Genomic DNA, 26568 nt, shown 5'->3' on the forward strand with positions numbered 1-26568 from the left:
CATGGACAATGCCCATCAGGTAATCGATTTAGATTTATGGATTGACTTAAGTCTGATTCAGAGGCAAAACCATCTTAAAAATCAATTTCAACAAATTCTTGAACGGGTCAGTGACTTTTTCCCTTCCGAAGATTTAGTGAAAATCTATGGTAGATCTAAGGGTAAAAAGATTTCGAAAGGCAATGAGTTAGTAGGATCCCCCTATTTGGTTTTGGATCTTTTTCGGGACTTTGACCCTTTAATGGGATTAAATTTCCGAATCCTTTGCTGGATGGGAAGAGGGTGTTTTTTGATGATTCTAGGCGGAAAAGAGGTGAAATTACCTACAGAAAATCTTCTTTCCCAAGGATTTGCATTTGGTCTCGCCCAACAAAAATGGGATTTCGAAAAATTAATTTTGGAGAACTCAACCGCTAGATCGATGGATGTAATTCAAGCAAGCCAACAAGAATTCTCGCTTTGGATCAAGGAAGTTTCTTTGAAAAATTCCATTGATTTAAATTCCACTCTCCTTACTACTGAAGTAAAAAAAATTCTTGATTATCTGGACCAAAGAAAAAAATAAGCTCTTATTTCCCTTAATTTTAAACTGAGTCCACAAAAGATCGTTCGGAGTATGTGAAACATGGGTATTCTTTCGTTAACGGAAAAACCCACCTCCATCTGATTATTCAACTTGAAGCGTTTCTTGTCAAACGATACGTTACTTGAGATTGAGGAAGCGAGACCTTATAAGAATTAATGAACCAATGAAAAAAATCCTGCTTGTTGTTTTCGCGCTAACTTACTTCTCCACTTTTGCACAAAAGCCACAGCTCACAGTTCAATATACTCCTGACTCCACCATTATGGGAACAGGAGTAATTGAAGGTTCAGAACGAGAGGGACTTTGGAAATTTTACAACGTCAAATCCAACTTTTTAATATCTGAGGGCAATTTCAAAAATGGCAAGCGAGACGGCACATGGACCCTGTATTTTTCAAATGGGAAACGTCGAGAAATGGCCGATTACCGAAATGGGACGATCTCAGGACCTGCAAAATACTTTGATCAAGAAGGTGCACTGATCAGGGAAATGATTTTTCAAGACAGTGTTTTGGTAGGGAAATATGTCGAGTATTATGGAAAAGCGAATGCTCAGCCCTATGTAAGTCCAAGCCAAGTAAAGGTGGAAGGACAATATGAAAATGGCAAGAAATCAGGGCAATGGGTAAGCTTTTATGAATTCGGAGAAATTTATAAACGAGAATATTACGTCAATGGGCTTTTGGAAGGTCCTTATTTTGAATACAATCCAGAAGGAGATTTGATCGCAGAGGCAACAGCCATAAAGGGGGAATTTGAAGGACCATTTAAGCGGTATGCCTTTGGTGGTTTTGTATTTGAGTCTGGAAACTATAAAAATGGGAAAAAAGTGGGGGAATGGGTTCGATATTTTCCTGGAACACGAGTTTTGGAGTCCCAAGAAGAGTATGATTCCAACGGAAACCGTACTGGAACTTGGACCTATTACTACGAAAGCGGAAGGACTGCCCGAATAGAACGATACGAAAATGATATTGCTGTTGGAGTTTGGGAAGAATTCTACCCGAACAAGGCTTTATCCAAACGCAAAACCTATGAGCTAGGTGTTCCAGTAGGTGAATACGTAGAATATCATAGTACCGGGGACATTTCCGTAAAAGGCCAATATGAAAACGGAATGAAAAGCGGAATCTGGAAAAGCTATTTTCCAGATGGACAATTGTATTCTATCGGGGAATACAGAAATGACTTAAAAACAGGCCTTTGGAAGTATTTTAATAAAGTTGGAATTCTTATCGCCGAGGGTGAATTTACCTTGGGCCTTGAGAATGGACAATGGTTTTACTACTACGATGGTGGTCAACTGAAATCGGTAGGTTCCTATCAACTCGGTTTTGAAAATGGCATTTGGGGACTTTTCTATGACAACAAGCAATTGACCCAAGAAGAATATTGGGATAATGGCCGACTCCAAAATGTGGGTGATTACTATAGCTATGACGGCAAGAAAACCTTGGAAAAGGGAACCCTAATTAATGGAAATGGAACCCGATTCACCTATTATATAGATGGTACCAAAGAATCAGAGGGAACTCTAAAAAATGGCAAAGCAGAAGGCTTGTGGATTTTTTACCATGAAAATGGAAGAAAGGCCTCCGAAGGAAACATGATTGATGGCAAAAAAGATGGGCCTTGGAAATATTACAACGCCGCTGGAAGACTTTCGGAACTCATTCGATATAAGGATGATGAAATTGTCGAAGAGCAAAACCCCTTGTTGATTCCAAATTTGATTCCTTAAAACACTTTCATTGCTAGTGGGTTTAGAAGTAAAATCAACAGCAAATGTTCGGATTATTTAAGAAAAAATCAGAAAAGGAGATCCTTCAGAAGAAATACACCCAAATGCTCGCAGAAGTACATCGGCTTTCTCAAATCAATCGTGCCCAATCGGATAAATTGATGGCAGAAGCTGAGGAAATCGCCAAAAAGATTGATTCCTTGAAGGACTAGGGAATTCTAATCAGCTTGATCTTAATCGGTTTGAACAGAAAAGGGATAAATCTCCTTTCAGTTCAAACCGATTTTTTTTTGATCATTGAATCAATTATCTCCAAAATTGAATGGATTGTCAAATCAGGATTTAGAATTTAGCTAGTGTTTTTTTAAAAGCTAAAACCCAGATTCTTTTTAAAATTCAACAGCTCAAAAAAAAATTAATCGAATTTCTTTTCACTTTTTCGGAAATCTTACTCTATTTTTTTAAAAAAGTATTGGCAGAAAATTAAAATTTCCCTTACTTGAGAGTCTTACTTTCTTCAGATGAACTTAATCAATCCCAACGAAGTCATAGCCAAAATGGATGGCGTAGTAGAAATCAAATCCTACGTCAACAAGATAAAAATTATCAAAAATTTATACTTGAAAGGTCCGAACACGGCCAGTGAAATCTGCAATGAGGTAGGAATTTCCCTACCCACAGTCAATTCCCTCCTGGCAGATTTGATGAGTTCTGGAGAAGTGATCAAGCAAGGACGAGCTGAATCTCAAGGCGGCCGCAAACCAGATTTGTATCGTCTTGCTCCGGATGCATTTTATGTCTTGTCCGTGGATTTATCAAAATTCTCCATCCGACTTGCCTTATACTCCTGCAACCATACCCAAGCTTTTGACAAGGAAGTCCATAAAATAACGCTAAATAACGAGCGGGAAACCTTTGATCAGCTCTGTACAACGATTGACCAATACATCGCCAAAACAGGCATTCCAACGAATAAAATTATTGCCATTGGATTTTCGATGCCTGGGCTAGTGGATTCCATAGCGGGTGTCAATCATACTTATCTAAAGTTTGGGAAGAAGAGTCTTCTTGAAAATCTGGAAGAGCGATTCAATAAAAAAATCTTCCTGGAAAATGATGCTCGCGCCATGACTTTGGCTGAATTTAAGTTTGGAGCTTCGCATTCTTACAAGAATGTTTTGGGATTATTTATCGGTTGGGGCATAGGACTTGGGATCATTATCGATGGAAAAATCTATCAAGGTGCATCTGGCTTTGCGGGTGAATTTTCCCACTCCCCCATTTTTGAATCCAAGGAAGTAACTTGTATTTGTGGCAAAAAAGGTTGCTTGGAGGCAGTAGCATCAGGTACCGCGATCGTCCGAATGGCTGAAGAGGCCATTGATTCAGACAAAGACAGTATCCTAGCCCGTATCGTCAGAGATCATCAAGGAGATCTTGAGCCAAGCGTAGTCGTGGAAGCTGCACTCGCAGGAGACCAAAGAGCCATTACCATTCTATCGGAAGCTGGCCTGGACCTTGGTCGAGGCATTTCAATGCTCATCCAGTTGCTGAATCCCGAGCTGATCATCATTGGAGGTTCTGTAGCAGAAGCGAATCAATACCTGATTACTCCGATCCAGCAGGCACTCAATATCTATAGCATGGCCAAATCCCGAGAAAAAACCCAATTGGCCTTGTATCAACTAGGTGAAGATGTTGGATTGATGGGGGGAGTAGCTGTGGTTAATGAAAAATTATTCGAGGACGTGATTAACCGGCTGGGATAAAACCCAGCCTAATTTGAATGAGAATAGCCATTTACCTGTTTTTCGGAAATTTATTTTTCTTTTTTAGCTCTTTACTCTGTGCCCAAAATCCAGAAAAAGCTTCCCTTATTTTTGAAAAACTTCCAGCCAAAAAAACAGGAATACAGTTTAAAAACCAGCTCAAGGAAGACGCTGATAACAACATTTTACGCTATGAATACTTCTACAATGGAGGCGGCATAGCAGTAGGTGATTTGGACGGTGATGGTCTGGAGGAACTCTTTTTCACCGGAAATATGACCGGTAACAAACTTTACAAAAACCTTGGTCAACTGAAATTTTCTGATGTCACCAAATCAGCAGGGGTGGCAGGTAAAAGCTCCTGGACCACAGGAGTGAGTTTTGCAGATGTAAATGGAGACGGTCTCCTCGATATCTATGTTTGTTTTTCAGGCAAAGGCGATCCTGACTCTAGGAGAAATGAACTTTGGATTAATGAAGGAAATTTGAAATTCTCGGAGCAGGCAGAAAAATTTGGAATCGATGACCCCTCCCATTCTACGCAAGGATTATTTTTTGATTTTGACCGGGATGGAGATTTGGATTTATACCTGCTCAATCACAATGTAGAAGTGATCAATGAAATCCAATTTGATGAGGTAAGGGCTCGCCGACACCCTACAGCCGGCGATAAACTTTTTAGAAACGATCAGGGAAAGTTCATCGATATCAGCGAAAAAGCCGGGATCAAAGGAACCGGATTAGGATTTGGACTCTCCGTCATTTCCTCAGACATCAATGGGGATGATTGGCCTGACCTATTGGTAACCAATGACTACATCGAACCGGATTACCTCTACATCAATAATCAGGATGGAACCTTCACTGATCGTTTGACAGATTATCTACAGCATATTTCCCACTTCTCCATGGGAGCAGATATCGCCGATCTCAACCAAGACGGAAGGCCTGAATTGTTTACCCTGGACATGCTCCCTGAAGATAATGAACGCCAAAAATTACTCTACGGACCGGAAAATTATGAGCAGTACAACTTGATGGTCAATCGGAAATTTCATCACCAACTCATGCGAAATATGCTTCACCTCAACTTGGGGGATGGCAAATTTTCGGAAATCGCGCAGGTTGCCGGAATTTCAAATACTGACTGGAGTTGGTCAGCACTTTTTTTTGATGCGAATAACAATGGAGAAAAAGACCTTTTTGTCAGCAACGGCTATTACCGAGATTATACCAATCGGGATTTTTTAAAGTACAAAGGTGACTATTACTTCAAGAAAGCAGTGGCGAAGGAAAAGGCAGACACCCTGCATTTGGTAACTTCCATGAGTTCTACTCCAATTCATGACTACTTATTTGAAAACCAAGGAAACATTCAATTCAAGGATATTTCAACTGTAGCAGGATTTGGAGATAAACTATTTTCCTCCGGTGCGGCTTATGTCGACTTGGATAGGGATGGAGATTTGGACCTAGTAGTCAATCATTTAAATGAGTCTGCGGGGATTTTTGAGAATAAGTCCAACTCTGGAAACTGGCTTGGAATTAAACTCATGGGTTTTGAAAAGAATCCCTTTGCTGTCGGAGCAAAAGTAAAAATCAACTTCGATGGTGGTATTCAATTTTTGGAAGCACAACCCACACGAGGATTTCAGTCTTCCTCCTCTCCTATTCTTCATTTCGGGTTAGGAAAAGTAAATCAGGTAGATAGCATTCAAATCACTTGGCCAGATGGATTTCAGGAAGCCTTTTTGGCAACTACAATCAATCAAATTTTGACCTTGGCTTACCAAACTGGGAAACCCGTAAAACCGATCCAGCCTACCCCAACTCCTTGGCTCTTAAGCAAAGGAAACATTCTCGAATTCAATCCTTCTCAAAGTAAATTCAATGATTTCAAGCGGCAGCCCTTGTTGTTGACTATGCCCAGTCATTTAGGACCCATCCTAAGCCAGTCTGATTTAAATCAAGATGGAATCCCCGAACTCTTCATTGGAGGAAGTAAAGGGCACGCTGCACAAATCGTGACATTCACAGAAGGACAATGGACTTCCTATCGTGGATTCCGTTCGAGTGCCGATTTCACCGATGCCGTGGACATTTTTGAGGATTTTAACGGAGATGGATTCCCCGATCTATACCTAGGAAGTGGCGGTTACCATGACTATACCAGCAGTGATCCAGCACTCAAAGACCGACTTTATCTCAATGATGGACAAGGGGTTTTGATTCCACAAGGTAACTTTCCAAACTATGCGATCAGCACAGGATCTGCTCTCGCTTTGGATTTAGATGGAGATCAAGATTTGGATTTGGTGATTGGAGGAAAAATTATTCCGGGAAGATATCCTGAGACACCAAATTCGAAAGTTCTTATTAATGATGGAAAGGGCATTTTTTCAGATCAAACTGATTCTTGGCTCCCTTCACCAAAAATCGGAATGGTGACAGCCTTACTTGAGGCAGATGTAAATGAGGATTCCAAGCCAGATATCCTTGTTTTCGGAGAGTTTATGCAACCTCAGGTTTTAGTGAATTCTGGTTCCTATTTGAAATTATCGACTGATTACTTTGAATCCGATTTGGGAGGATGGTGGAATACCGTACAACAAGTCGATATCGATCAAGATGGGGATTTGGATTTGATTGCTGGAAATATGGGTTGGAATATGCAGCTCAAAGCATCACCGGAGAAAGAAGTTCGATTGTATGCAGCAGATTTTGATCAAAACGGAAGCATTGATCCAATTTTGGAATGTGTGATTGGGGAGGATCGCTATCCATTCCCAAGCCGGGACGAGCTGCTTGATCAGATGGTCAGTATGAGAAGCAAATTCACCGATTATGCTTCGTATTCTACAGCCAAAATCCAAGACCTTTTTTCTAAGGAAGAATTGGAAAAAGCCCAACTCCTGAAAATCCAGACGTTCACTTCCCTAATTTTTGAAAACACCCCAGAAGGTTATAAATCAAGGCCTTTGCCTTTGGAAGCACAGTACTTCCCCATTTATGCCATTCATAGCACCGATATCAATCAGGACGGAAAGATGGATCTAATCCTCGGTGGAAATCAAAACCAAAGTCGAATCCGAATCGGAAAAATGGACGCTGGCTTTGGATTGGTCTTGTTGGGAGATGGAACAGGAAATTTTAACCCCTTAAATCCAGAGGATTCAGGACTTTCAGTTTTTGGAGATATCAAATCATTCGAAGAACTCCAGGTCAATGGAGAAAAAATCCTAGTGGTAGGTATTAACCAACAGCCCATTCAAGTGTACCAGTTCAGATGAAAAAAAATCAATTCACCTTTATTCTTTTCTTTCTTTCCCTGAGTGCTTGGGCTAAAAATCCGGATTTCAACTGGGCAAAAATTTATTCTGAACAACTCTTTTCGATCACTGAAGTCATGGTAACTGATGTTGCCAGTCCACCCGTGGCAGCCCGCATTTACGCTTATACTAATCTAGCTGCCTATTTAGCTGCCAAATCCGACGGACAATCCAGCAAAGCCCCTGATTTCCTTCCTCATTCCCTCATTTCTAAGCTTGAAAATCCCAGATTAGAACAGAAATTATCAAAAGAGTTTATTGGAATATATGCCATGCTTTTGGTTGGAGAAAAGGTAATGCCATCAGGATACCTTCTTCAAGAAAAGCAAGCCAACTTGAAAAAGTGGGCGATTAAAGCGAAAATCCTAACCAAAAAAAATCTGGAAGCCCATCTGAGAATTGCTCAGGAAATAGCTACCGAAGTTCTAGAAATTGCTAAGAAAGATGGATATATCCAGCTAACTGCTCTTACAAGGTATACCCCAAGTGAAGCTCCTGGATCCTGGTATCCGACCCCTCCTGCGTATTTGCCAGCTGTGGAACCCGAATGGAGAACTATGAAAACGTTCTTCTTGCCAAATCTTTCTGATTTTGATCCTTTACCAATGGCTCCCTTTGACCTGAATCCCGGAAGCTCCTTTCGAAATCAATTGGATGAAGTCAAAGCCACAGTTTCAACCTTGACTACAGAACAAAAGCTAATTGCTAGCTTTTGGGATTGCAATCCTTTTGCAGTGGAGTTTTCGGGGCATATGGCCATAGGAATCAAAAAAATTTCACCCGGAGGACATTGGATCGGAATTACGGGTATTGCAGCAATTCAATCAAATTTAGATTTTTTGGAAACAGCCTATATTCATGCCTTAGTTGGAATGACCCTTCACGATTCTTTTGTATCCTGCTGGAAAGCCAAATACGATACTAATCGAATTCGTCCTGAAACCATCATCAACGAGAAACTCGATCCTCAGTGGAAACCACTTTTGCAAACCCCACCTTTCCCCGAATACACTTCCGGACATTCGGTGATTTCAACGGCTTCAGCTCGAATCCTGACTGCTTACTTTGGAGATAATTATTCATTTGTAGACACCTCAGAATTATACTTTGGACTCCCTGAGCGAGGGTTTTCCTCGTTTAATCAAGCCGCTTCAGAAGCTGCCATTTCACGTCTCTATGGAGGAATTCACTTTCGAGATGCCATTGAGAATGGCGTAATTCAAGGAGAAAAAATTGCAGACTATATTCTTGATCAAACTCAATTAAAGCGTCCATGATTCCCAGCTTTTTGCCCCTATTTCTACTGCTTTCGTTGATTCAGTTTTCGAAACCAGCGGAGAATAACCCTTCGAAACCCAATATCATTTTAATCTTTGCAGATGATTTGGCTTATGGGGATTTAGGAATTTATGGAGCCAAGGGATGGAAAACACCAAACTTAGACCAATTGGCAAAGGATGGAACACGATTTACTCAATTTTACGTGCCACATGCGGTTTGTTCGGCCTCGAGAGCTGCATTACTAACCGGTGCATATGCTAATCGTCTGGAAATTTTTGGTGCATTGGATCATACTGCCAAACATGGATTAAATCCTGAGGAAACTACAATTGCCGAAATGCTGAAAAGTCAGGGATATCAAACCGGGATGGTCGGCAAGTGGCATCTGGGACATCTCCCAGAATTCTTACCCACTCGGCAAGGTTTTGATCACTACTTCGGTCTTCCCTATTCCAATGACATGTGGCCCAAGCATCCGGAGGCCAAAGATTATTACCCTCCACTACCTTTGATTGAACAGGAAGAAACCATTGCCTTGATCGAAGACCAGCGAGAACTGACTACTTGGTATACCGCCAAGTCTTTAGAATTTATTGAATCCAACCAAAATGAGCCATTTTTCCTCTATCTCGCACACAGCATGCCTCACGTTCCTTTGTTTGTTTCTGACAAGTTTAAAGGGAAATCTGCGCAAGGGCTCTACGGAGATGTGATGATGGAAATTGACTGGAGTATAGGAGAAATCCGAAAAAAACTAACTGAATTAGGCTTGGAAGAAAACACCCTTATCATTTTCACTTCAGACAATGGTCCATGGCTTTCTTATGGAGGTCATGCAGGTCTTACTGCTGGATTGAAAGAAGGCAAGGGTACTTCTTGGGACGGAGGGATTCGAGTTCCAGCTATTTTCACTTGGCCAGGAACTATCCCCGCAGGAGGTGTACAAACTCAAGCTGCGATGACCATCGATATACTTCCCACAATTTCAGAGATCACTCAAGCTCCACTTCCACACTTAACCCTTGATGGAAGTTCGATTTGGTCTTTGGTTCAAGGAAAGAAAGGTGAACCTATAAAGCCCTATTTTGCCTATTACAACACCAATGAACTTCAGGCGGTGATTTTTGGAAAATGGAAGTTGGTCTTTCCCCATACCTACCGAACTATTCCTGAGGGAACAATTCCGAGAAATGACGGACTTCCAGTCAAATACACTCAAATCAAATTAGAAGACCCTCAGCTTTATGATTTGTCCAAAGATTTGGGAGAATCGACCGATGTATCTCAAGCCAACCCTGAAATACTTAAACTTTTGAATGATTTTGCGGAGGAAGCCCGATTGGAATTGGGAGATGCCTTGACTGGACGGACAGGAACGGGAAACCGAAAAGCAGGAAGAATCCAGCCTTAGCCTATTCCTTTCCTCGAACTATTAAAAACCAATCTCCTTCCAAAGGCAGATACCCAAAGTCGTAACAATAGCAATACACATTACCTTTTTGATTGGTATAGGTGTGGGTGAAGTATTTGAAATTAAATCCCTCACGAACCAATTTTTCCCGGTTGGTTTTTGCCAAGTTTTCTCCCTCCGGGATCAGCATCGAAAGAATGTTCCGGTTCTTTTTCAACAAATGATTGATGTTTCGGATGAGGTTGGTTTCCGCCGCATTCAGCTGGTTATTGTAGGTGTTTCGGCAAGAATCATCACAAAATTTCTTGTCGATTCTTCCTTGAATTGGTTTACCGCAATTGAGACAGGTTCGTTTTTGATCCATGAGTTAAAAAATTTATTAAGAATTTAGGAATTTAGTTCAGAAATCAAAAGATCATCATTCATTTTTTACCAATCAGTCGAATCACGGCCGAATCCCCAACATGATAAAGACCCTCCTCCAAGAATACGATATCTTCCTCGATCGAAAGATTGGCCACATCTGCAAAATCATCCATTAATTCGTCTCTGGAGAACAGCATGGCAGGATCTTTAGGCCCTCCGGCTTTTTCATTGACCGAATTGAACTGAGCATGGGCTTTTGAGAATCCCTCCAAAATGATCCAGCCTCCCGGTTTCAAATACTTCAACAGCTTTTGGTGAAATTCCTTTCGTTTGGCTGCTGGGAAATGAGCATAAACCAAAATCAATGCGTCAAAGGATTCAAGTTTTTCTTGAAACTCGTTGAGATCGCAAACTTGGTAGTTGATTGATACGCCCTTTTCTTGCGCCAATTGAAGTGCCTTGTCTCGTCCGGCTTCACTCTGGTCAAAAGCCAAAACCTCCCATCCCAAGGTGGCAGCATATACCGCATTTCGGCCTTCTCCTTCCGCTGGGAAAAGGGCTTTTCCAGGAGGAATTTTGCCAAGCTGATCTTTCACAAATTGATTAGGCTCTTTACCGTAGGCAAAGTCCTGTTCACTGTATCGGGAATTCCAAAATTCTTTCATTTACAATTTCTCAATTAGGGTCCTTTTTTAAAGCAAAGACAATTTCAATTAAAAAAATTCAGCTGGATTAGGAATACTTTCTTTCAAAAGAAAAATTCTAGATAGGTCATGTCTAAACCCACAGCAGTTCCAATTTCTCAAAAAGTGGAAAGATCCTTGTCATTTTTTAGAATGGACTTGCAGGCATGAAAGTAAATAATCTGTAAATTTTACCAACAAACATCCTGAATGATAACAGGTTACTAAACAATCCAAGTTAACATCCAGTTTCGTACATGAATTTTCTACCTATTCTACCAAGTTTAACAACTCAACCATGAAAGCAACTTCTACTCTTTGGCTTTTACTCTTTGTTCTTTTGACATCCTGTTTTTCTTCCAAGGATTACGTCACTGATTACGACTACAATTACACTGGGTCATTCCGGAAGTATAAGACCTTTGCCTTTGTAAGACCTACTGAAATGGAAAATGAAACTTTGGTTTCTGTCCTCAATTCAACCATTGGTGCACGGTTGGGTTCTCAAGGGTTTCAAGAATTGGATAATAAACCGGACATGTTGGTGAGTTATAAAATTTTTACTGACTCTGTCCGATATCGAGGTTATGTGCAGCCTGAATTTGACTATTGGCTAAACAGAACGGGACGTACCTACCGCAACGATGAAGGTGAAATCGAACGAGAACAAGAAAAAGATGAAACTTACAACATGGTGAAATATGCCGAAAACAATGGTATGTTGGTAATTTATGTCATCGACTCCCGAAGAGGACATACCATCTGGCAAGGCTATACTGCTGCAGCTTTTGATCTTGAGTCTCCTACTTTTGAATCTGATATCACTCGAGCGGCTTATCGAGTGATGAATGAGTTTAAGATCATCAATCGAATGATGCAATAGTTCAGGAAGGGTCTTTCAAATTTTACTCGGATATTTTTCCTTCATATACTGATAGCCCTTCGCAATGAGTTCTCGAAGTGCGTCTTGATTGACGGAGGAAAGTTTATTGATGTAAATGCAAGAAGCCCCAGTCTTTACTTTCCCAAGTTTTTCGATGGGAAAATCAAAATCTTGATGCATACAGCCAATGATGTACAGAGAAATGGCAGATTTTCTGGGTGAAAAACCTACGGTTAAAAAATCTCCTTCTCTCCCCGAATCATATTTGTAATGGTAGGTTCCAAACCCAATGATGGAAGGTCCCCACATCACGGCTTTTTCTCCAGTGATTTCTTCCATCATTTTTTTCAGAACAAATGAATCTCCTCGTTTTTGAGGAGACTCGCATTGATTGATAAAATCATCAACCGATTCAGCAGTGGGTTGGGTTTTGTTTTCAGCCATGGTCAGATTTGATAAAGTTCAATAGGTAAATCGTCAGGATCAGTAAAAAAGGTAAACTTCTTTCCGGTACTTTCATCAATCCGGATATCCTCCACCAAAATTTTTAAGTCGCGAAGCTTCTCTACTTCCTTTTCAATGTTGGAAACAGAGAAAGCCAAATGACGAAGTCCACAGGCTTCTGGCCTAGAAACTCGCTTGGGTGGATCAGGAAAGGAAAACAATTCAAGCAAATATTGGCCATTTAACGCCAAATCCAACTTATACGAATCTCTTTCTTTTCGATAGATTTCTTGAATCACGGTGAATCCCAAAACTTCAGTGTAAAATTTTTTTGATCGCTCATAGTCCGAACTGATGATGGCGATATGGTGGAGGTATTGGAGTTGAAGCATGGTGTTTTTTAGTTAACAGTCGACGGTCCACAGTCCACAGCTTTGGTCAGTTGACCATGGACTGTGGTCTGTGGACAAAGAATTAATCCATTAAATGTTTTTTCAGGAAGTCCGCTGTTAAATTTCCCACTCGCACCATATTACGCCAAAGCATCCAGTGGTGCGTGTCTCCAGGAATCAGGACCGATTCATAGGGCATTCCTTTTTCCTCAAATCTTCGAATCAAATCCGTAGTTTGACTGACACTGACATTTCGGTCATCGTCCGAATGAATAAACAGCACTGGGCTTTTCCAGGTATCTAAATCCGCAATTGGTGAAGATTCCCAAGCAATCTTTTTCGCTTTTTCATAATCAGAAGCTACCTCATAGCCTTCAGGCAAGGCATATCTTCCATCTAAATCGTGAACACCATGGATATCGACTCCTACTTTAAATAGTTCAGAATCTCTTGCCAAAGCCAGCGCAGTCAAATATCCACCGTAGCTCCCCCCATAAATACCAATTTTATTACCATCAACTTGGGACAATGCAGACAAATACTCCCCAGCAGCTTTGATATCCTGATATTCCACAGCTCCTTGGTGATATCCATAGGCAGGGCGATGAAATTCATAGCCATACCCTATGCCTAATCGGTAATTCACAGAAAGCACTACAAAACCCAATTCGGCTAGATATTGATTGAAGGCATAGGTATTAGAATAATAATCCATGTAACTCCAACCCAATAACATTTGCCGCTGAGGCCCTCCATGGACAAAAACAACTCCCGGCTTTTTGGCTGGACCTCCCTCCTTTTCAAATAACTGCCCGTAAACGGTGGTTCCATCGGGAGCCTTGAAGCTGACTTGTTTAGGGCTAATCAATTTGCTTTGAGGAAAGTCGGCGGGAATGCTATTTTCTTGAAGAAGTGAGGATTGATCGCCATCAAGAATAGCAACCAGATGAGAGCGTTGAGGCGTGGCAGAGAAAAAGGCCAGTTTCCCCTGATTCCCTAAGGCCACGGGATAGGCTTCGATTCCATTTCCAGAGGTTTTCCAAGTCAATTTTTTGGAAGCAATATCCAAAACGCCAATATGTCTTCGATCTAAATCCTCTTTTTCAGGTCCGGTATTACCAGAGAAAACAATGGTCTTACTATCCGAACTGAGTTTGATTTGCTCGACCATGTAATTTCCAGGAGTTAGTGATTCTACTTTCTGAGTGGAAGTATTCAAAGCGAAAAGATGCTGCCATCCTTCGTGGTAGGATTCGAAGATTAACTCTTGATCACTCGGAAAAGCGAAAAAACCAGAACGATAGGATCCCCGAAGCGTCTCAGGGGCTTTCCAAAGCATTTTTCCTTCTCCAGATTGGACATCTGCAACCCAAATTTCCCAGGGAATATGTCTTGGTTCTAAAAGAGGAAATGCCGCTCCGGTACCGCCTTGGGTTTTGATAAATGCCAATTGAGTACCATCTGGCGACCATTTGGGTTGGGAGTAACGATGAAAAGAAGGAGCAATCCAATGAATAGGAGTCTTAGCGTTTTCAAAAATCCCTATCAGCTGATGACCTCCACGATTAACAGTAAAAGCCAACTTTTTCCCATCCGGGGAAAATTCTCCACCGTTAACATTTCCTTTGATTTGAAAAAGTTGAGTAGGTTTTTCATTTCCCATCAAATCAGCTTTCCAAACCTGCCCTCCTTTGAGAAAAAGAACTTGATGCTGAGGCCCAAGGATAAAATCATCTCCTTCCACCATTACCTCAGATTTTCGACTTGATAAATTTATTTTCCAAATTTCAACCTTGGGTAAGACTGGCAGATTTAAGGCATTTACAGTAGACGAGGCATTCCCTCCTCCATGGTCTCCTCCTCGTACAAAGACCAACCAATTCCCATCTGCTGTGAATTTAAGGCTACTGATTTCCTGTCCATCATCCTCATTGAACTGGGTGAGTTTTATGGGTGAAAAATCTGGACCTTCGGCTAGATAAATATTGCGTTTGCCTTGTTCATTCATGGCCCAAGCAATTTTTTCACCACTTGGAGAAGCAGTTAATTCCGAGGGGAAGGAAAATTTACCCACCTGCTCCATCGTGAAGGTTTGTGCAAAAATTAAAGCCGGGAACAGAAGGAGGATAAGGAAGAATAGGGATTTTTTCATATCAATAGCGGTCATGAATCAGGTAAAGTACCTTTTGCAATTCGTTTCGAAGTTCGTTGGTCGGGATTTGGTAATTATTGAGCAAGCAGGAAAAATGGAGGATTTTACCACTTTTAGTCAGCAAGTACCCGCTCAAGGCCGTCGTCATACTGAGAGATCCTGTTTTAGCATAGATGTAAGGAGGTTGGCCTTCATCCGCCTTGTACCAGTTGCGGATCGTTCCGGACTCTCCACCTGCAGGGAAGTAGGCTTTGATTTTTTCCAAAGGAACCTCCTCCCGAATTTTTCCCAGAACAGCTATGATGGATCTAGGGGTAAACATATTGCGAGCCGATAGCCCTGAACCATCTACCCAGATCGGTTCATCCGGCAAATCCTTCAGCAAATTTTCCTTCGCATAGGCAATAGCATCAGCAGTACTTAAGGTATTGTTTAACTGATCTGAAACCAGAAGCATTAATTGCTCAGCCAGGAAGTTATCTGAGATTTTCATCATCTGGGCATAGATGCTGTCAGCCGGAGCTGTGACAAGTTTTTGAGGCTCCTGTTCGAGATAGTTCCGAGAAAAAATTCGTGTGATTTGTTTTCCAGTAGCCTCCTCCAGCATGGTTTCTGTCAATTCTGCTGAAGTGATGAAGGGCACATCTCTTTGAAAAGTAATTCCATCCTTAGGAATGAAATATGAAATTTCATTTGAATACTGATTTCTCAGAAATGTCAATCCTAAAGGTGGATCTTGTGCCGGAATTAAGTTGCTTTCAAACCGGCTTGGATAAGTATCAAATCCGGCTCGAATACTATCTCCAGCAAATCTCACCACATTTCCATAGACCGGAAAAGCAGATCGTTCTGTTGCATAATAGTAAGGATACCAATCCCAAGACCAACCAGGTCCAAAAGCAGACACTTGCGAGAAATTGTCTACCAAAAACAGCTTTTTGTTACTCGCTTTCAGGAATTCGATAACTCGTTCATTTTTGAGGTCTGGATGTAACAGACTAGGGTCTCCCGTACCCCAAAAGATCAGCGAATCTCCCCTTTCCAGATAATTCAATCCATTCACCAAACCATCTCCTAAAATGGAATAAGAGGCATAAAAAGTGAAAATCTTGGTATTGGAAGCTGGGATAAAATATTTGTCTGAATTGATGTCCACCAAGGTTTTTCCTTTCTCCGGATCCATCAGCATAAAGCCCATATGACCTTTATCAAAGACTTCAGACCTTTTGATGGAAGAGTTGATTTTTTGAACTGTGCAGGAGGATAGGGCAATTAAAATCCCTACAAGGAGTTTCTTCATTCCCTTAAAATAGAAAAAGCCATCCAGAAATCTGAATGGCTTTTCGTAAGGGTTGGTTGTTTGTTTATTTGGTAATAGTGATGGTTTCAGTTTCGATCTTTTTACCGTCTACCATCTTGATTTCTTTTTTCACTTCTTTCTTGATGATCTGCTCAGCATCGGCCATGGTATGATGACCTTTTTCAGAAATATGCGGAGCAATTACCAATGCCACGATAGACATCAATTTGATCAAAATGTTCATAGAAGGACCTGAAGTATCCTTGAAAGGATCACCCACAGTATCTCCAGTTACAGAAGCTTTGTGTGGCTCAGATTTCTTGTAGAAAGTCTCTCCATTGATCACCACACCTTTTTCGAAAGATTTCTTCGCGTTATCCCATGCACCACCGGCATTCGATTGGAACATACCCATCAATACACCGGATACCGTTACACCAGCTAACATACCACCAAGCACTTCTGGGCCGAAGGCAAATCCCACGATCAAAGGAGAAATCAAGGCGATAGCTCCTGGAAGAATCATTTCACGGATGGAAGCTTTAGTGGAGATTTCCACACATTTTTCATATTCAGGCTTAGCCTTGTATTCCATGATTCCAGGAATCTCTCTGAACTGGCGTCTTACTTCATTTACCATGTCCATTGCTGCTCTACCAACAGCAGCAATTGCCAAGGAAGAGAAGATAAAAGGAATCATCCCTCCGACAAATAGACCCGCCAACACATCGGCTTTATATATATCGATCGCATCAATTCCAGCAATTCCCACGAACGCTGCAAACAATGCCAAGGAAGTCAATGCAGCAGAAGCAATTGCGAATCCTTTTCCAGTAGCAGCTGTGGTGTTACCAACAGCATCCAAAATGTCTGTTCTTCCACGAACTTCTTCAGGAAGCTGACTCATTTCAGCAATACCACCTGCGTTATCAGCGATAGGTCCGAAAGCATCGATTGCCAACTGCATCGCAGTAGTAGCCATCATACCTGCAGCAGCAATTGCCACCCCATATAGACCTGCAAATTCATACGCTCCATAGATACCCCCTGCCAAAACCAAGATTGGAAGTACCGTAGATTCCATCCCTACAGAAAGGCCGCCAATGATATTAGTCGCATGACCTGTACCAGATTGTTTGATGATGGTAAGCACTGGACGCTTGCCCATTGCCGTGTAGTATTCTGTAATGATTGACATCAAAGTTCCTACGATCAAACCAAGGATGATGGCATAGAATACATCCATATTGGTAAACTCATACCCTCTAATGGAAAGTGTCTCAGGAAGCATGTGCATTACCACGAAATAAGAAGCAATACCCGTGAAGATGATAGATGACCAGTTACCCATGTTTAGCGCTTTCTGAACATCTCCTTTGTCATCCTTAACTGTTACAAAGGCCATTCCCATGATCGAGAAGATGATTCCCAAACCAGCCAATACCATTGGCAATAGGATTGGTGCAATACCTCCAAAATTATCCACAGAAACGATTTCTCGTCCCAAAACCATGGTTGCAAGGATAGTTGCTACATACGAACCGAACAAGTCAGCTCCCATACCTGCAACGTCACCCACGTTATCACCTACGTTATCAGCGATAGTAGCTGGGTTACGCACGTCATCTTCAGGAATTCCTGCTTCTACTTTACCTACTAGGTCAGCTCCAACGTCTGCAGCTTTGGTGTAAATACCTCCACCTACACGAGCAAAAAGAGCAATGGATTCAGCTCCCAAGGAAAATCCAGCAAGAACCTCCAAAGCAGTTTCCATTTCCGTACCGTTTACACCTGCACCTTGAGATACTACATACATGTTGTAGAAAATGATAAACAAAGAGCCAAGACCTAAAACGGCCAAACCAGCTACTCCAAGTCCCATCACTGAACCTCCGGTAAAGGAAACTTTCAAAGCTTGCTTCAAACTAGTTCTCGCAGCTTGAGTAGTTCTGACATTCGCTTTGGTGGCGATATTCATTCCGATATACCCTGCAAACGCAGAGAATACAGCACCAATCACAAATGAAATGGCGATGACAGGGCTTGAAGTTTCAACCAAAGTACCTGACCATGCAAGTAGAACCCCTGCAATGATGGCGAAGTAGAAAAGGATTTTCCACTCAGCTTTCAAGAAGGCCATTGCACCTTTGGCAATGTAACCGGAGAGTTCCACCATGTTGGCATCTCCTGTGGCTTGCTTATTGACCCAGGCAGATTTTACTGCCATGGCTAGCAAACCCACCAGTCCCAGCGCAGGGACTACGTAAATCAGCGCTTGTTCCATAGTATATTTTATAAATCGATTTGGGTTATTGTAAAATAATTGGGCAAAGATAGAATTAATAGTCTTCCTGCCAATTCCATTTGTGAAGAACCTCAAATTCATCGATTGTCGATTTCTAGGATCACCAAATAAAATGATGAAAATGGGAATTGGAGGATAATTCTGTCTAGGACACGATCTGTTTTTGTAGGCAAATTTTTAAAAGAAAAAAGTCAATGTGATACTTTCGTGAACATTTACTTTTAGTTTTCTTGACTCATTGGACTTAGTATGAAAAAAATCCTTGTTGTCGAAGACGATCCCAATATCAATCAACTTTTGCTCCTTCATCTCCAAGATTTGGATTATCAAGTGGAAGTTTGTGATAATGGCAGGCGTGGATTCGAAAAAGCCCGATCCGAAGAACTTGATTTATTGGTTTTAGATGTGATGCTTCCCGATATGGATGGAATCAGCATTTGTCAAAAGCTAAGGGCTTTGGAAGTCTTTACGCCTATTCTAATGCTTACTGCTAGGTCGGAGGAAATTGATAAGATCATGGGACTGGAATCTGGTGCAGACGACTATTTGACCAAACCATTTAAAATTCGCGAATTCTTAGCGAGGGTAAAAGCAATTTTGAGAAGACAGGAATTGATGCAATTGGCTTCTTCAAAAGAGAAGTCAATGCTCAGGTTTGGGCAGCTTGAAATTGATCTGGAAAAAAGAAAGGTGCTTTTTGAAAACAAGCGGGTTGAATTGACCCCAAAAGAATTTGATTTACTCTACTTGATGGCTAAAAATCCAGGAAGGAGCTATTCCCGAGGAGAATTACTGGAATTAATCTGGGGATATGATTTCAGCGGGTATGAACACACCGTAAATGCCCATATCAATCGGCTGAGAGCCAAGATCGAAGCCGATGCAAATAATCCTTCCTATATCCTAACCACTTGGGGAGTGGGATATCGATTTAACGACGAACTCTAAAGCTCCTACCATGAAAAGTTTATATTGGAGAATATCGCTTTCCTTCATTTTGGTCTTGTTGTTAGTAGGGACCTCCTACGTTTACATCACCACCAAAAATGCCCAGGAGTACTATCAGGAAACCACCCAAAAACTCAATTCTGACGTGGCCACATACTTGATAAAGGAAGTCAATCCTTTCAAAGACGGCCAGGTAAATGAAGAAGCGCTTGGGGTCATCATGCATTCCATGATGGCTGTGAATCCAGGGATCGAAGTTTACCTTTTGAATCCTAAAGGTGAAATCCTTTCCTATGTGGTTTTGGATCAGTTGGTAAAATTGAAGTCAGTGGATATTAATCCGGTTAGGCAATTTATTCAAACTCAAGGGGAGGAGTTTGTTTTGGGTGAGGATCCAAGAAATCCAGCAGGATTTTCCGTTTTTTCGGCGGCACCTGTTTATGAAAATGATATCCTACTAGGCTATGTGTATATCACTTTGGAAAGTGAAAAATTTGATTCCATCAGTGCTCAGCTTTTGGGTTCTTACTGGATGAGAATTTCCCTAAATTCTGTCCTAATCACCTTAGTGGTTGGCTTATTGATTGGATTGGTATTGATCGCCTGGTTGACAAGACACTTGAGAAAAGTAGTGGATACCGTGGAGGAGTTTAAGGAGGGAAATCTTTTGGCTCGGGTTCCTGAATCTTCTTCAGATTCCGATTTAGCCATGTTGGGAAAAACATTTAATTCCTTGGCGGACACCTTGGTTAAAAATATCGAAGAGCTGAAAAATGTGGATACTCTTCGCAAGGAATTGATTGCCAATGTTTCCCATGATCTTAGAAATCCTTTGGCTATTATCAATGGCTATGTCGAAACTCTACAAATAAGGGAGGATAAACTGACTCCTGAGGAAAAGTCGAAGTATTACAAAATCATACTTAACTCCGTAGATAAGCTGACCAAACTGGTTGGGGACTTGTTTGATTTGTCAAAGCTTGATTCAGGCCAAATGCCCGTAAAGATGGAAAGATTGAAGATTCAGGAATTGATTTTTGATTCTAGCCTTAAGTATGAATTACTGGCAGGAACCAAGGAAATCCAGATTAAATCCAGCATTTGTCCTGATCTTCCACCTGTACAGGCAGACTTATATTTGATGGATCGTGTGATCCAAAATCTATTGGATAACGCGGTGAAATATACTCCCCAAAGTGGAGAGATTGAATTGGAGGCTTGTGCAGCTCCAGGAGGAGTTTTGATCCGGGTGAAAAATTCTGGAACAGGTATCCCCAAAGAAGACTTAGATTCGATTTTTGACCGATACTACAAAGTGGATAAAGATTACAAAGGAATTGAAGGGTCTGGGCTAGGCTTGGCAATCGTCAAAAAAATCTTAGAGATCCATGGGACTCAGATTCAATTAGAGTCTGATTCTGAATCTTATACAGAATTCCAATTTGTCCTTCCAGCTTAAAAAATTGAATTCGAAGACATAAAAAAAGCCGCCTCAAAGCGGCTTTTTTCAGTTTTAGGGTATTTCTTAATTCAATGGAGCAAAGCCAAAAGGTATTGCAGCAGCTCCACACCAGATGATAGCATGTGTAAACTTTGAATCCGGAAGACCAGGCAATGCAAAGAATTGCTCCCCAGGTTTTCCCACAATTGAAACCAATTGAAAGGTACTGGACGAATTTAGGTTAAGCGTTTGGGAAGTGGCTAAATACACAGTGACTGTTCCTGTGCTAAACTTAGTCGTGAAATTTTCTGATAATCTCAGGAAGTATTTACCGGCATTATCCTTTACGATTGAAACCGTTCCGCGGGTGTTGGTAGAGCTTTGGGCCGTCAAGGTTCCTGATTTAATAAGATCCAATTGTCCCATAACCATAGTCTTGTCATCAGGAGCATTAGGATTGCCATCCTCACTTATACAGCTTACCAAAAAGGAAAGTAATAGGGCTAGACTTGCGAGTTTTAGGTAATTTTTCATATCTGATCGAGTTAAAAGGTTTCTAGATTTCTAAAAAGGATTCGGCCTCTGCTGTAGGTTATTTTGTTTTGGGATTTTAGTCCGGATAGGACCATGCTTACGGTTTGCCGGCTTGTGTCCGTCAAAATTGCCAAATCCTCATGTGTGACTGGAAGTTTGAGTAGGGTTTCCCCTCCAAAATTTCTTCCCATTCTTAAGGCAAGATCCTTTAGTGTAAGCTTTATTCTTTGCTCTGCATCCTGGAAAAGAATCCTTTCCAGTCTCGTTCTGGCCTGCAAGATTTCCAATTGAAGATTTTCAAGAATTCTCAACAATTTCAGATGACTAGGATCCTCAAATGGAATAAGCTCCACCACTGTATTATCTTCCAAGGCGATTGCTGAGTAGGTATGCTTTTTACCTAGTTCAGTTTCTACTAGTTCACCCATCAGTTCTCCCTGAATTTTGAAAGAAAGGATGGCCCTAGCTCCCGATTCATGTGAGCGGATAGTCTTTACCAATCCTGATTTGACAAGATAGTAGCCTTTGAATTCTTCATTTTGAAGAAAAACAAACTCATCTTTTTTTAAGGTTTTCAGGTATGGGAATGAGCGATTCATTCCAATTGGATTTACTTGATTCATGGTTGTTTGGGTTTCCGTTCGTAATAAAATCCCATGGATAAAGTTCCTGCTGAATAGAGGTTTTTCCTTTCAAAAAAGAAGTCAGCGTAATTACGGTAATTCAAAGACAGGTGGATTCCCTTGAATAGGGGTGCTGAAGCGCCAAAGCTATAGCTGGTATATTCGGTTCCGTCACCTCGTACGAAGTCTGTCGCAACGGGTACGTCTTGGGTTGAAGTCAAAGCATTGATTCGGCTGTTGATCCAAACCAGATCAGCGATTTTATATCCCAATTCAACTCCTAAACCGATTTGATTGGTGAAACTGATATCCTGATAGGAAGTCCTATAGTTGTAGGCGCCGAATAGATTTCCGTAAAGGGGAGCATTCGGTAAGGAAAAGGAGGTAGCCAATGTAGTCCATACATTAAACTCACCGTCTCCGGAAGGTAAATTAATGGATTCAAAGTCATTGAGTTTGCTTTGAGCAAAGTTGTTTGCCTTACCAATTGGAAACTCAGGCGCTACAGAAATGGAAAGAGGCAGGTATTTTTTCAAAAGCGCTTGCTTGAATTCCAGTCTAAGATCTCCCAAGCCACTCACCGTCTCGGTTGAAGAAAATCCATTCCAAACCTGCAGAGGCCAATTCGCGATCACTGTAAGCTTATCGGTTAGCCCATATTCTCCATAAAAAACAAGAGAATTCTGAGTGAATTGATTGGTTTTCAATTCTTCCCCACCTAAAGTGAAATAGTCGTCCGAGGAGAATCTATTGAAGCTAAGTTGATAGAATCCCTCTTTTTTGGTTTTAGTCCAACCGCTTTGGGCCTGGATTGAGAAAGGGCTAAGTATGGCCAAAAGTCCGAGAACAATCCCGGACTTTTGGATAAGTTGAAATTGATTCATTAGTTATTGAAGTCTGGCATTTCCGAATGGGATTCCTACCGAACCGCACCAAAGAATCACATGAGTGTATTTGCTGGTAGATGTTCCAGTTGGAATAGTGAAGAAATTTTCTCCTGCTTTCCTAACTGGGCCCAAGGCTAATAAGTTTGGATTCCCGTTTGCCGGATCTGGTGTGAAGGTGGCTGAGGTGGAAAGGAAAACAGTTACAGTACCTGTTGCCAAAGCAGTGTTGAAACTTGAGCTGAAGGATAAAAACTCTTTTCCTTTAGAGTCTACACCTAAATTGGCTGAACCAGTTGAACCAGCTCCGTTTTGATCCACAAAAGATCCCATTCGCTGAATAGAAAGTGGACCTGAAGGAACGGTTGGGTCAATTACTACCGGATCGGTATCATCAGAGCAAGAGACTAAGCCTAGAAAGGCAACGTAAAATAATAGGAGTACTTTTTTCATGATAGTTAAAGTTTTGGTTGTTAGAATGATTCAAAACTCGGCTTAGACTATCACGAAATGTTCACGAAAAAATAAAGCTTTATTTTAGGGCTAAATAATTCATTTAGGAATGAGTTTGGAGGATTTCAAAAAATTAAATAACCCATATTCCGATTTCTCCCCGGAATTATTGGCTCTTTGGCACGATGATAAAGGGAATTGGAACAAGGCACATGATCAAGTAGATCATCTTTCCGGAAAAGATGCTGCTCGGGTGCATGCATATCTCCACAGGAAAGAAGGAGACCTTTGGAATGCCGATTATTGGTATCGCCAAGCTGGAATAGCTCGACCCAATCAGTCTTTAGAGCAAGAATGGGAATCCTTGGTTCGTTATTTTTTGAAGTAAACAGCCCGGTCAAAAAAGAGTTAATTCTTTATGATTTGGATGCTCTTTTTACTTCTGGTTAGTTTTCAAGAAACCCCTCAAAAACCAAAAGACTTGGTTTGGAAGTATCGGATTTTAATAATTCAAGGAAGAAATGAACCTAAACTTTTTGAGGAAACGCTGAAAGCAGAAATCGAAGAACGGAAGCTCGCTTTATTTTGGTTTAGTGAGGGAAAACTCGAAAAAACAATTTATCCCAAACGCATTGATGAAGCCTCCTTTTTATCACTGATTGAAAAAAAAGAACGATGGATATTGATTGGGTTAGATGGTGGTAAAAAAGCCGTCGGAGTTGAAGATCCCGATTTTGAAACTTTGAAAAAGATCATCGACTCCATGCCGATGAGAAGGCTGGAGCGGTCAAGAAATGGATGAGATCACCAAATTTTGATCAAAAACCCCCGAAAAATACCTAGCGCTAGGTATGTTTTTGCCTTTTTTTGCTTAATATCTTTAAGCCGATTCTATAAAGGCTATGAAATTCTTTTATCTATCTTCCAAACCAAACGGAAACGGAATTTTCGAAATTCACGAACGTGAGTGTCCACATATACCTGACGCTATAGACCGGGATTATTTGGGGCCATTCAACAATTGTCACGAAGCTCTCAATCGCGTCAAACCAACTAATCCTGCAGCATCAGTTTGTAAGCATTGTTGCGATGCGCCCAGCCAACCCATATTTTTTTCTAAAAGAGGTCAAAGCGAGGACAAAAATTCCTAATTGATTGTTAGGGTTTTGCTTATTGGCTGGCCAAAAAAGGAATTTAAAACTGTTCTCAAAACGGAAAGAAAATCATAATTTCGGAACCAATTCGGGGTGTGGCGCAGCCCGGTAGCGTACTTGCATGGGGTGCAAGTGGTCGCAGGTTCAAATCCTGTCACCCCGACAAAAACCAAAAAACCAACACATAATGCGTTGGTTTTTTGGTTTTAGATCAAGGAGAAATTAATTGTTTATCCTTTCCTTGAACTCTTCCTTAATTAATTCCGCTTCGGCAACACGCCCGAAAATGTCAGACCAATGGCATTCGCATTATAAGTCCCATTGAGTTCATCGGTGTAGGTCAGGACCGTATAAGAAAGACCTATTCCTTTATATGCAACTTCAAATACAGGACCTGCTGGACTTGTCAATGAAAAATCATTTCCTAGGCCTCCAGAATTAAATCGAATGGCCTGATGACTAACGATCCCAGCCCCTACTCGCCAATGATCCTTAATCACCCAGTTTCCAGTTAAAATCAATGGGATTCGAGTCAATCGAATATGGGCATTATCAGCGGCAGTAGTCACATATTTAATCCCTACAGTTCCTCGAATCCGGAACTGTTCATGAGCGAATAGACTCAACTCCCCGCCTACTCCCACCGAAATTCCCTGACCTGCATTTACTCTTTGCGAGTCCCCATTTGTAAACCCAACGGTTGCCACGGCATCACCACCTAGTTCTAAGGCTCCATTCATCAAAAATCGAAGCTTAGGAATGGATTTTTCCTCTTGTGCTTTTGCGTTTTGAGCGAGTACTAGGAAAAGGGCCAATACTAAAAATTGGGCAGATAAAATTTTCTTGATCATAGTTATTTAAGCTTTAGAATAGAAAATTAAATAACCAGAAATTCAAAAAAAACAGGTCGAAATGGACAGAATTACGGATTTACTTGCGCGGAATATTATTTGGGAAAGTTTCAGAAAAAACACCGTTTAACTTCCTATTTAAATACCTAAAAATCAGGAATTAAAATGACTTTAGGTTCTTAGGTTTAAGTTAACCTCGAAGGGAAACAGGATAAAATTTTGTCTTGAAAAAAGAAATTAAAAGTGAGAGTTTTAAATATATGAATATCCGCAATTCTGCCAGTAGGTGAATTTCGGGTTCCGATTGTTGCGGATATTCGTCCACTGACCACGGACGACAGTCAACAGCGAGTGAAATGGATCTTCAAACCCTCATTCATTGGGTTAGTGGTAAAAATGTGGAAAATCAGATTGAAATAGTTTGATTTTACTCTTTCCTTCAGGTTATAAAAAATAATGAATAGGGATCAAACCTACTTTTTGAGGACTCTTTCCTGGCGTATGTGGACCGTTTTATTCAGCGGATTAGTGCTTAATCTTCCTAGTTCTTGAGCGACTGAGAAAAATCTTTTAGAACAATTCTAATCGATCATACCAACTCTTTTCTAGCATCAGCAATCAATCCAAGAAGTACTTTTTGCTTTTCTTGATTTTCGGTAATCCACTGAACGCAGGGCTCAGGATAATCAAACATTTCAAAATCCAAATTGATGGATTTCGCCAATTTGAGGAAGATTTTACCCAAAAATCGCTGGTTTAATCCGTCGATTAGGGCTGCTATTTTCTTGTGTTTACTGGATTCAGATCTTAGCTTCTTAAGCTTATCCATAAAAGTAAACACCTCCATTCGATAGCCTAATGCAAAACTTCCTCTGAAATCATAAAGAATGGAAAAGCCCTGATTAAAATCCCGATGTGCATACAATTCATCGACATAGTCAATCATATCCTTGAGTTGCACTGTCCCTTTGAAAAGAACTACAATGACCTCATGATTGGGGAAAATTTGAATCCTATATTTCTTTTCCATAGGAAGAA

General features: G+C 41.0%; 25 protein-coding genes and 1 tRNA gene. 13 read left to right on the forward strand and 13 right to left on the reverse strand.

The features are described 5' to 3' along the window. Position 1 precedes the first annotated feature (1 nt). From AO498_RS13375 to AO498_RS13400, 7 genes are all read left to right on the forward strand, one after another. Complete coding sequence (locus tag AO498_RS13375; RefSeq protein WP_067548614.1) at positions 2-565, forward strand: hypothetical protein; 564 nt, start codon at positions 2-4, stop codon at positions 563-565. A gap of 184 nt (positions 566-749) precedes the next feature. Beyond that, positions 750-2327 carry a toxin-antitoxin system YwqK family antitoxin gene (locus AO498_RS13380; RefSeq protein ID WP_067548616.1) on the forward strand — a complete coding sequence of 526 codons (1578 nt, stop codon included), beginning with the start codon at positions 750-752 and terminating at the stop codon, positions 2325-2327. Positions 2328-2371: 44 nt separating this feature from the next. Continuing rightward, positions 2372-2539, forward strand: coding sequence for a Lacal_2735 family protein (locus AO498_RS17160; RefSeq protein WP_148660239.1), 168 nt, complete (start codon positions 2372-2374; stop codon positions 2537-2539). Between the two features lie 309 nt (positions 2540-2848). Beyond that, positions 2849-4096 (forward strand): ROK family transcriptional regulator, encoded by a 1248-nt coding sequence (locus AO498_RS13385; RefSeq protein WP_067548619.1) that lies wholly within the window; start codon positions 2849-2851, stop codon positions 4094-4096. 17 nt (positions 4097-4113) lie between these two features. Next, positions 4114-7386, forward strand: coding sequence for a VCBS repeat-containing protein (locus AO498_RS13390; protein WP_082792238.1), 3273 nt, complete (start codon positions 4114-4116; stop codon positions 7384-7386). Beyond that, the gene (locus tag AO498_RS13395) at positions 7383-8702 is read left to right on the forward strand and encodes a vanadium-dependent haloperoxidase (RefSeq protein ID WP_067548622.1); all 1320 of its coding nucleotides are present in this window, start codon (positions 7383-7385) and stop codon (positions 8700-8702) included. Before AO498_RS13390 ends, AO498_RS13395 begins: the two co-directional genes overlap by 4 nt. Beyond that, complete coding sequence (locus AO498_RS13400; protein ID WP_067548625.1) at positions 8699-10117, forward strand: sulfatase family protein; 1419 nt, start codon at positions 8699-8701, stop codon at positions 10115-10117. Before AO498_RS13395 ends, AO498_RS13400 begins: the two co-directional genes overlap by 4 nt. A gap of 1 nt (position 10118) precedes the next feature. On the opposite strand, the gene AO498_RS13405 is transcribed toward AO498_RS13400, so the two are convergent. Together AO498_RS13405 and AO498_RS13410 are read right to left on the reverse strand one after the other, a co-directional pair. Further along, positions 10119-10481, reverse strand: a complete 363-nt coding sequence (locus AO498_RS13405) for a DUF2116 family Zn-ribbon domain-containing protein (protein ID WP_067548628.1) — start codon at positions 10479-10481, stop codon at positions 10119-10121. Positions 10482-10539: 58 nt separating this feature from the next. Next, a complete protein-coding gene (locus AO498_RS13410) occupies positions 10540-11148 on the reverse strand; it encodes a class I SAM-dependent methyltransferase (RefSeq protein ID WP_067548631.1) in 609 nt (202 codons plus the stop codon). Positions 11149-11464: 316 nt separating this feature from the next. On the opposite strand from AO498_RS13410, the gene AO498_RS13415 reads away from it, so the two are divergent. Continuing rightward, positions 11465-12049: a DUF4136 domain-containing protein gene (locus tag AO498_RS13415; RefSeq protein ID WP_067548634.1), complete on the forward strand. Its 585-nt coding sequence runs from the start codon at positions 11465-11467 to the stop codon at positions 12047-12049. A gap of 15 nt (positions 12050-12064) precedes the next feature. Here AO498_RS13415 and AO498_RS13420 read toward each other — a convergent pair whose 3' ends face one another. The 5 genes from AO498_RS13420 to AO498_RS13440 form a co-directional block, all read right to left on the reverse strand. Continuing rightward, positions 12065-12493 carry a DUF1801 domain-containing protein gene (locus tag AO498_RS13420; protein ID WP_067548637.1) on the reverse strand — a complete coding sequence of 143 codons (429 nt, stop codon included), beginning with the start codon at positions 12491-12493 and terminating at the stop codon, positions 12065-12067. Positions 12494-12495: 2 nt separating this feature from the next. After that, complete coding sequence (gloA2, locus tag AO498_RS13425) at positions 12496-12885, reverse strand: SMU1112c/YaeR family gloxylase I-like metalloprotein (protein ID WP_067548640.1); 390 nt, start codon at positions 12883-12885, stop codon at positions 12496-12498. Positions 12886-12967: 82 nt separating this feature from the next. Continuing rightward, positions 12968-15037 (reverse strand): S9 family peptidase, encoded by a 2070-nt coding sequence (locus AO498_RS13430; protein ID WP_067548643.1) that lies wholly within the window; start codon positions 15035-15037, stop codon positions 12968-12970. Position 15038: 1 nt separating this feature from the next. Continuing rightward, positions 15039-16337 carry a D-alanyl-D-alanine carboxypeptidase/D-alanyl-D-alanine-endopeptidase gene (locus tag AO498_RS13435; RefSeq protein ID WP_067548646.1) on the reverse strand — a complete coding sequence of 433 codons (1299 nt, stop codon included), beginning with the start codon at positions 16335-16337 and terminating at the stop codon, positions 15039-15041. A gap of 64 nt (positions 16338-16401) precedes the next feature. After that, on the reverse strand, positions 16402-18621 hold the full coding sequence (locus AO498_RS13440; protein WP_067550511.1) for a sodium-translocating pyrophosphatase: 2220 nt from the start codon (positions 18619-18621) through the stop codon (positions 16402-16404). Between the two features lie 270 nt (positions 18622-18891). Between AO498_RS13440 and AO498_RS13445 the strand changes: the two genes are divergently transcribed. Then, positions 18892-19590 carry a response regulator transcription factor gene (locus tag AO498_RS13445; RefSeq protein ID WP_067548649.1) on the forward strand — a complete coding sequence of 233 codons (699 nt, stop codon included), beginning with the start codon at positions 18892-18894 and terminating at the stop codon, positions 19588-19590. 10 nt (positions 19591-19600) lie between these two features. Beyond that, positions 19601-21049 (forward strand): HAMP domain-containing sensor histidine kinase, encoded by a 1449-nt coding sequence (locus AO498_RS13450; protein WP_067548652.1) that lies wholly within the window; start codon positions 19601-19603, stop codon positions 21047-21049. A 66-nt stretch (positions 21050-21115) separates the two neighbouring features. On the opposite strand, the gene AO498_RS13455 is transcribed toward AO498_RS13450, so the two are convergent. From AO498_RS13455 to AO498_RS13470, 4 genes are read right to left on the reverse strand one after another with little or no spacing between them, the layout of a single operon-like run. Further along, positions 21116-21565: a DM13 domain-containing protein gene (locus AO498_RS13455; protein WP_067548655.1), complete on the reverse strand. Its 450-nt coding sequence runs from the start codon at positions 21563-21565 to the stop codon at positions 21116-21118. A gap of 11 nt (positions 21566-21576) precedes the next feature. Next, complete coding sequence (locus AO498_RS13460) at positions 21577-22188, reverse strand: Crp/Fnr family transcriptional regulator (protein ID WP_067548658.1); 612 nt, start codon at positions 22186-22188, stop codon at positions 21577-21579. Then, entirely contained in the window at positions 22185-23072 is an 888-nt protein-coding gene (locus AO498_RS13465; RefSeq protein WP_067548661.1) for a hypothetical protein, read from the reverse strand. The genes AO498_RS13460 and AO498_RS13465 overlap by 4 nt, the downstream gene beginning before the upstream one ends. Positions 23073-23075: 3 nt before the next feature. Further along, on the reverse strand, positions 23076-23525 hold the full coding sequence (locus AO498_RS13470; protein WP_067548664.1) for a DM13 domain-containing protein: 450 nt from the start codon (positions 23523-23525) through the stop codon (positions 23076-23078). A gap of 109 nt (positions 23526-23634) precedes the next feature. Here AO498_RS13470 and AO498_RS13475 point away from each other — a divergent pair, with 109 nt between their 5' ends. From AO498_RS13475 to AO498_RS13485, 3 genes are all read left to right on the forward strand, one after another. Next, positions 23635-23913, forward strand: a complete 279-nt coding sequence (locus AO498_RS13475; protein WP_067548667.1) for a hypothetical protein — start codon at positions 23635-23637, stop codon at positions 23911-23913. A gap of 39 nt (positions 23914-23952) precedes the next feature. Continuing rightward, positions 23953-24327, forward strand: coding sequence for a DUF4174 domain-containing protein (locus AO498_RS13480; protein WP_067548670.1), 375 nt, complete (start codon positions 23953-23955; stop codon positions 24325-24327). Between the two features lie 441 nt (positions 24328-24768). Beyond that, positions 24769-24842: transfer RNA gene (locus AO498_RS13485), tRNA-Pro, on the forward strand. 94 nt (positions 24843-24936) lie between these two features. Here AO498_RS13485 and AO498_RS13490 read toward each other — a convergent pair. Together AO498_RS13490 and AO498_RS13495 are read right to left on the reverse strand one after the other, a co-directional pair. Further along, positions 24937-25530, reverse strand: a complete 594-nt coding sequence (locus AO498_RS13490) for a hypothetical protein (RefSeq protein ID WP_067548673.1) — start codon at positions 25528-25530, stop codon at positions 24937-24939. Positions 25531-26119: 589 nt separating this feature from the next. Continuing rightward, positions 26120-26560 (reverse strand): hypothetical protein, encoded by a 441-nt coding sequence (locus tag AO498_RS13495; protein ID WP_067548676.1) that lies wholly within the window; start codon positions 26558-26560, stop codon positions 26120-26122. Between the last annotated feature and the right edge of the window lie 8 nt (positions 26561-26568).

The sequence above is a fragment of the Algoriphagus sanaruensis genome (genome assembly GCF_001593605.1).
In the GTDB taxonomy this organism is placed as follows: domain Bacteria; phylum Bacteroidota; class Bacteroidia; order Cytophagales; family Cyclobacteriaceae; genus Algoriphagus; species Algoriphagus sanaruensis.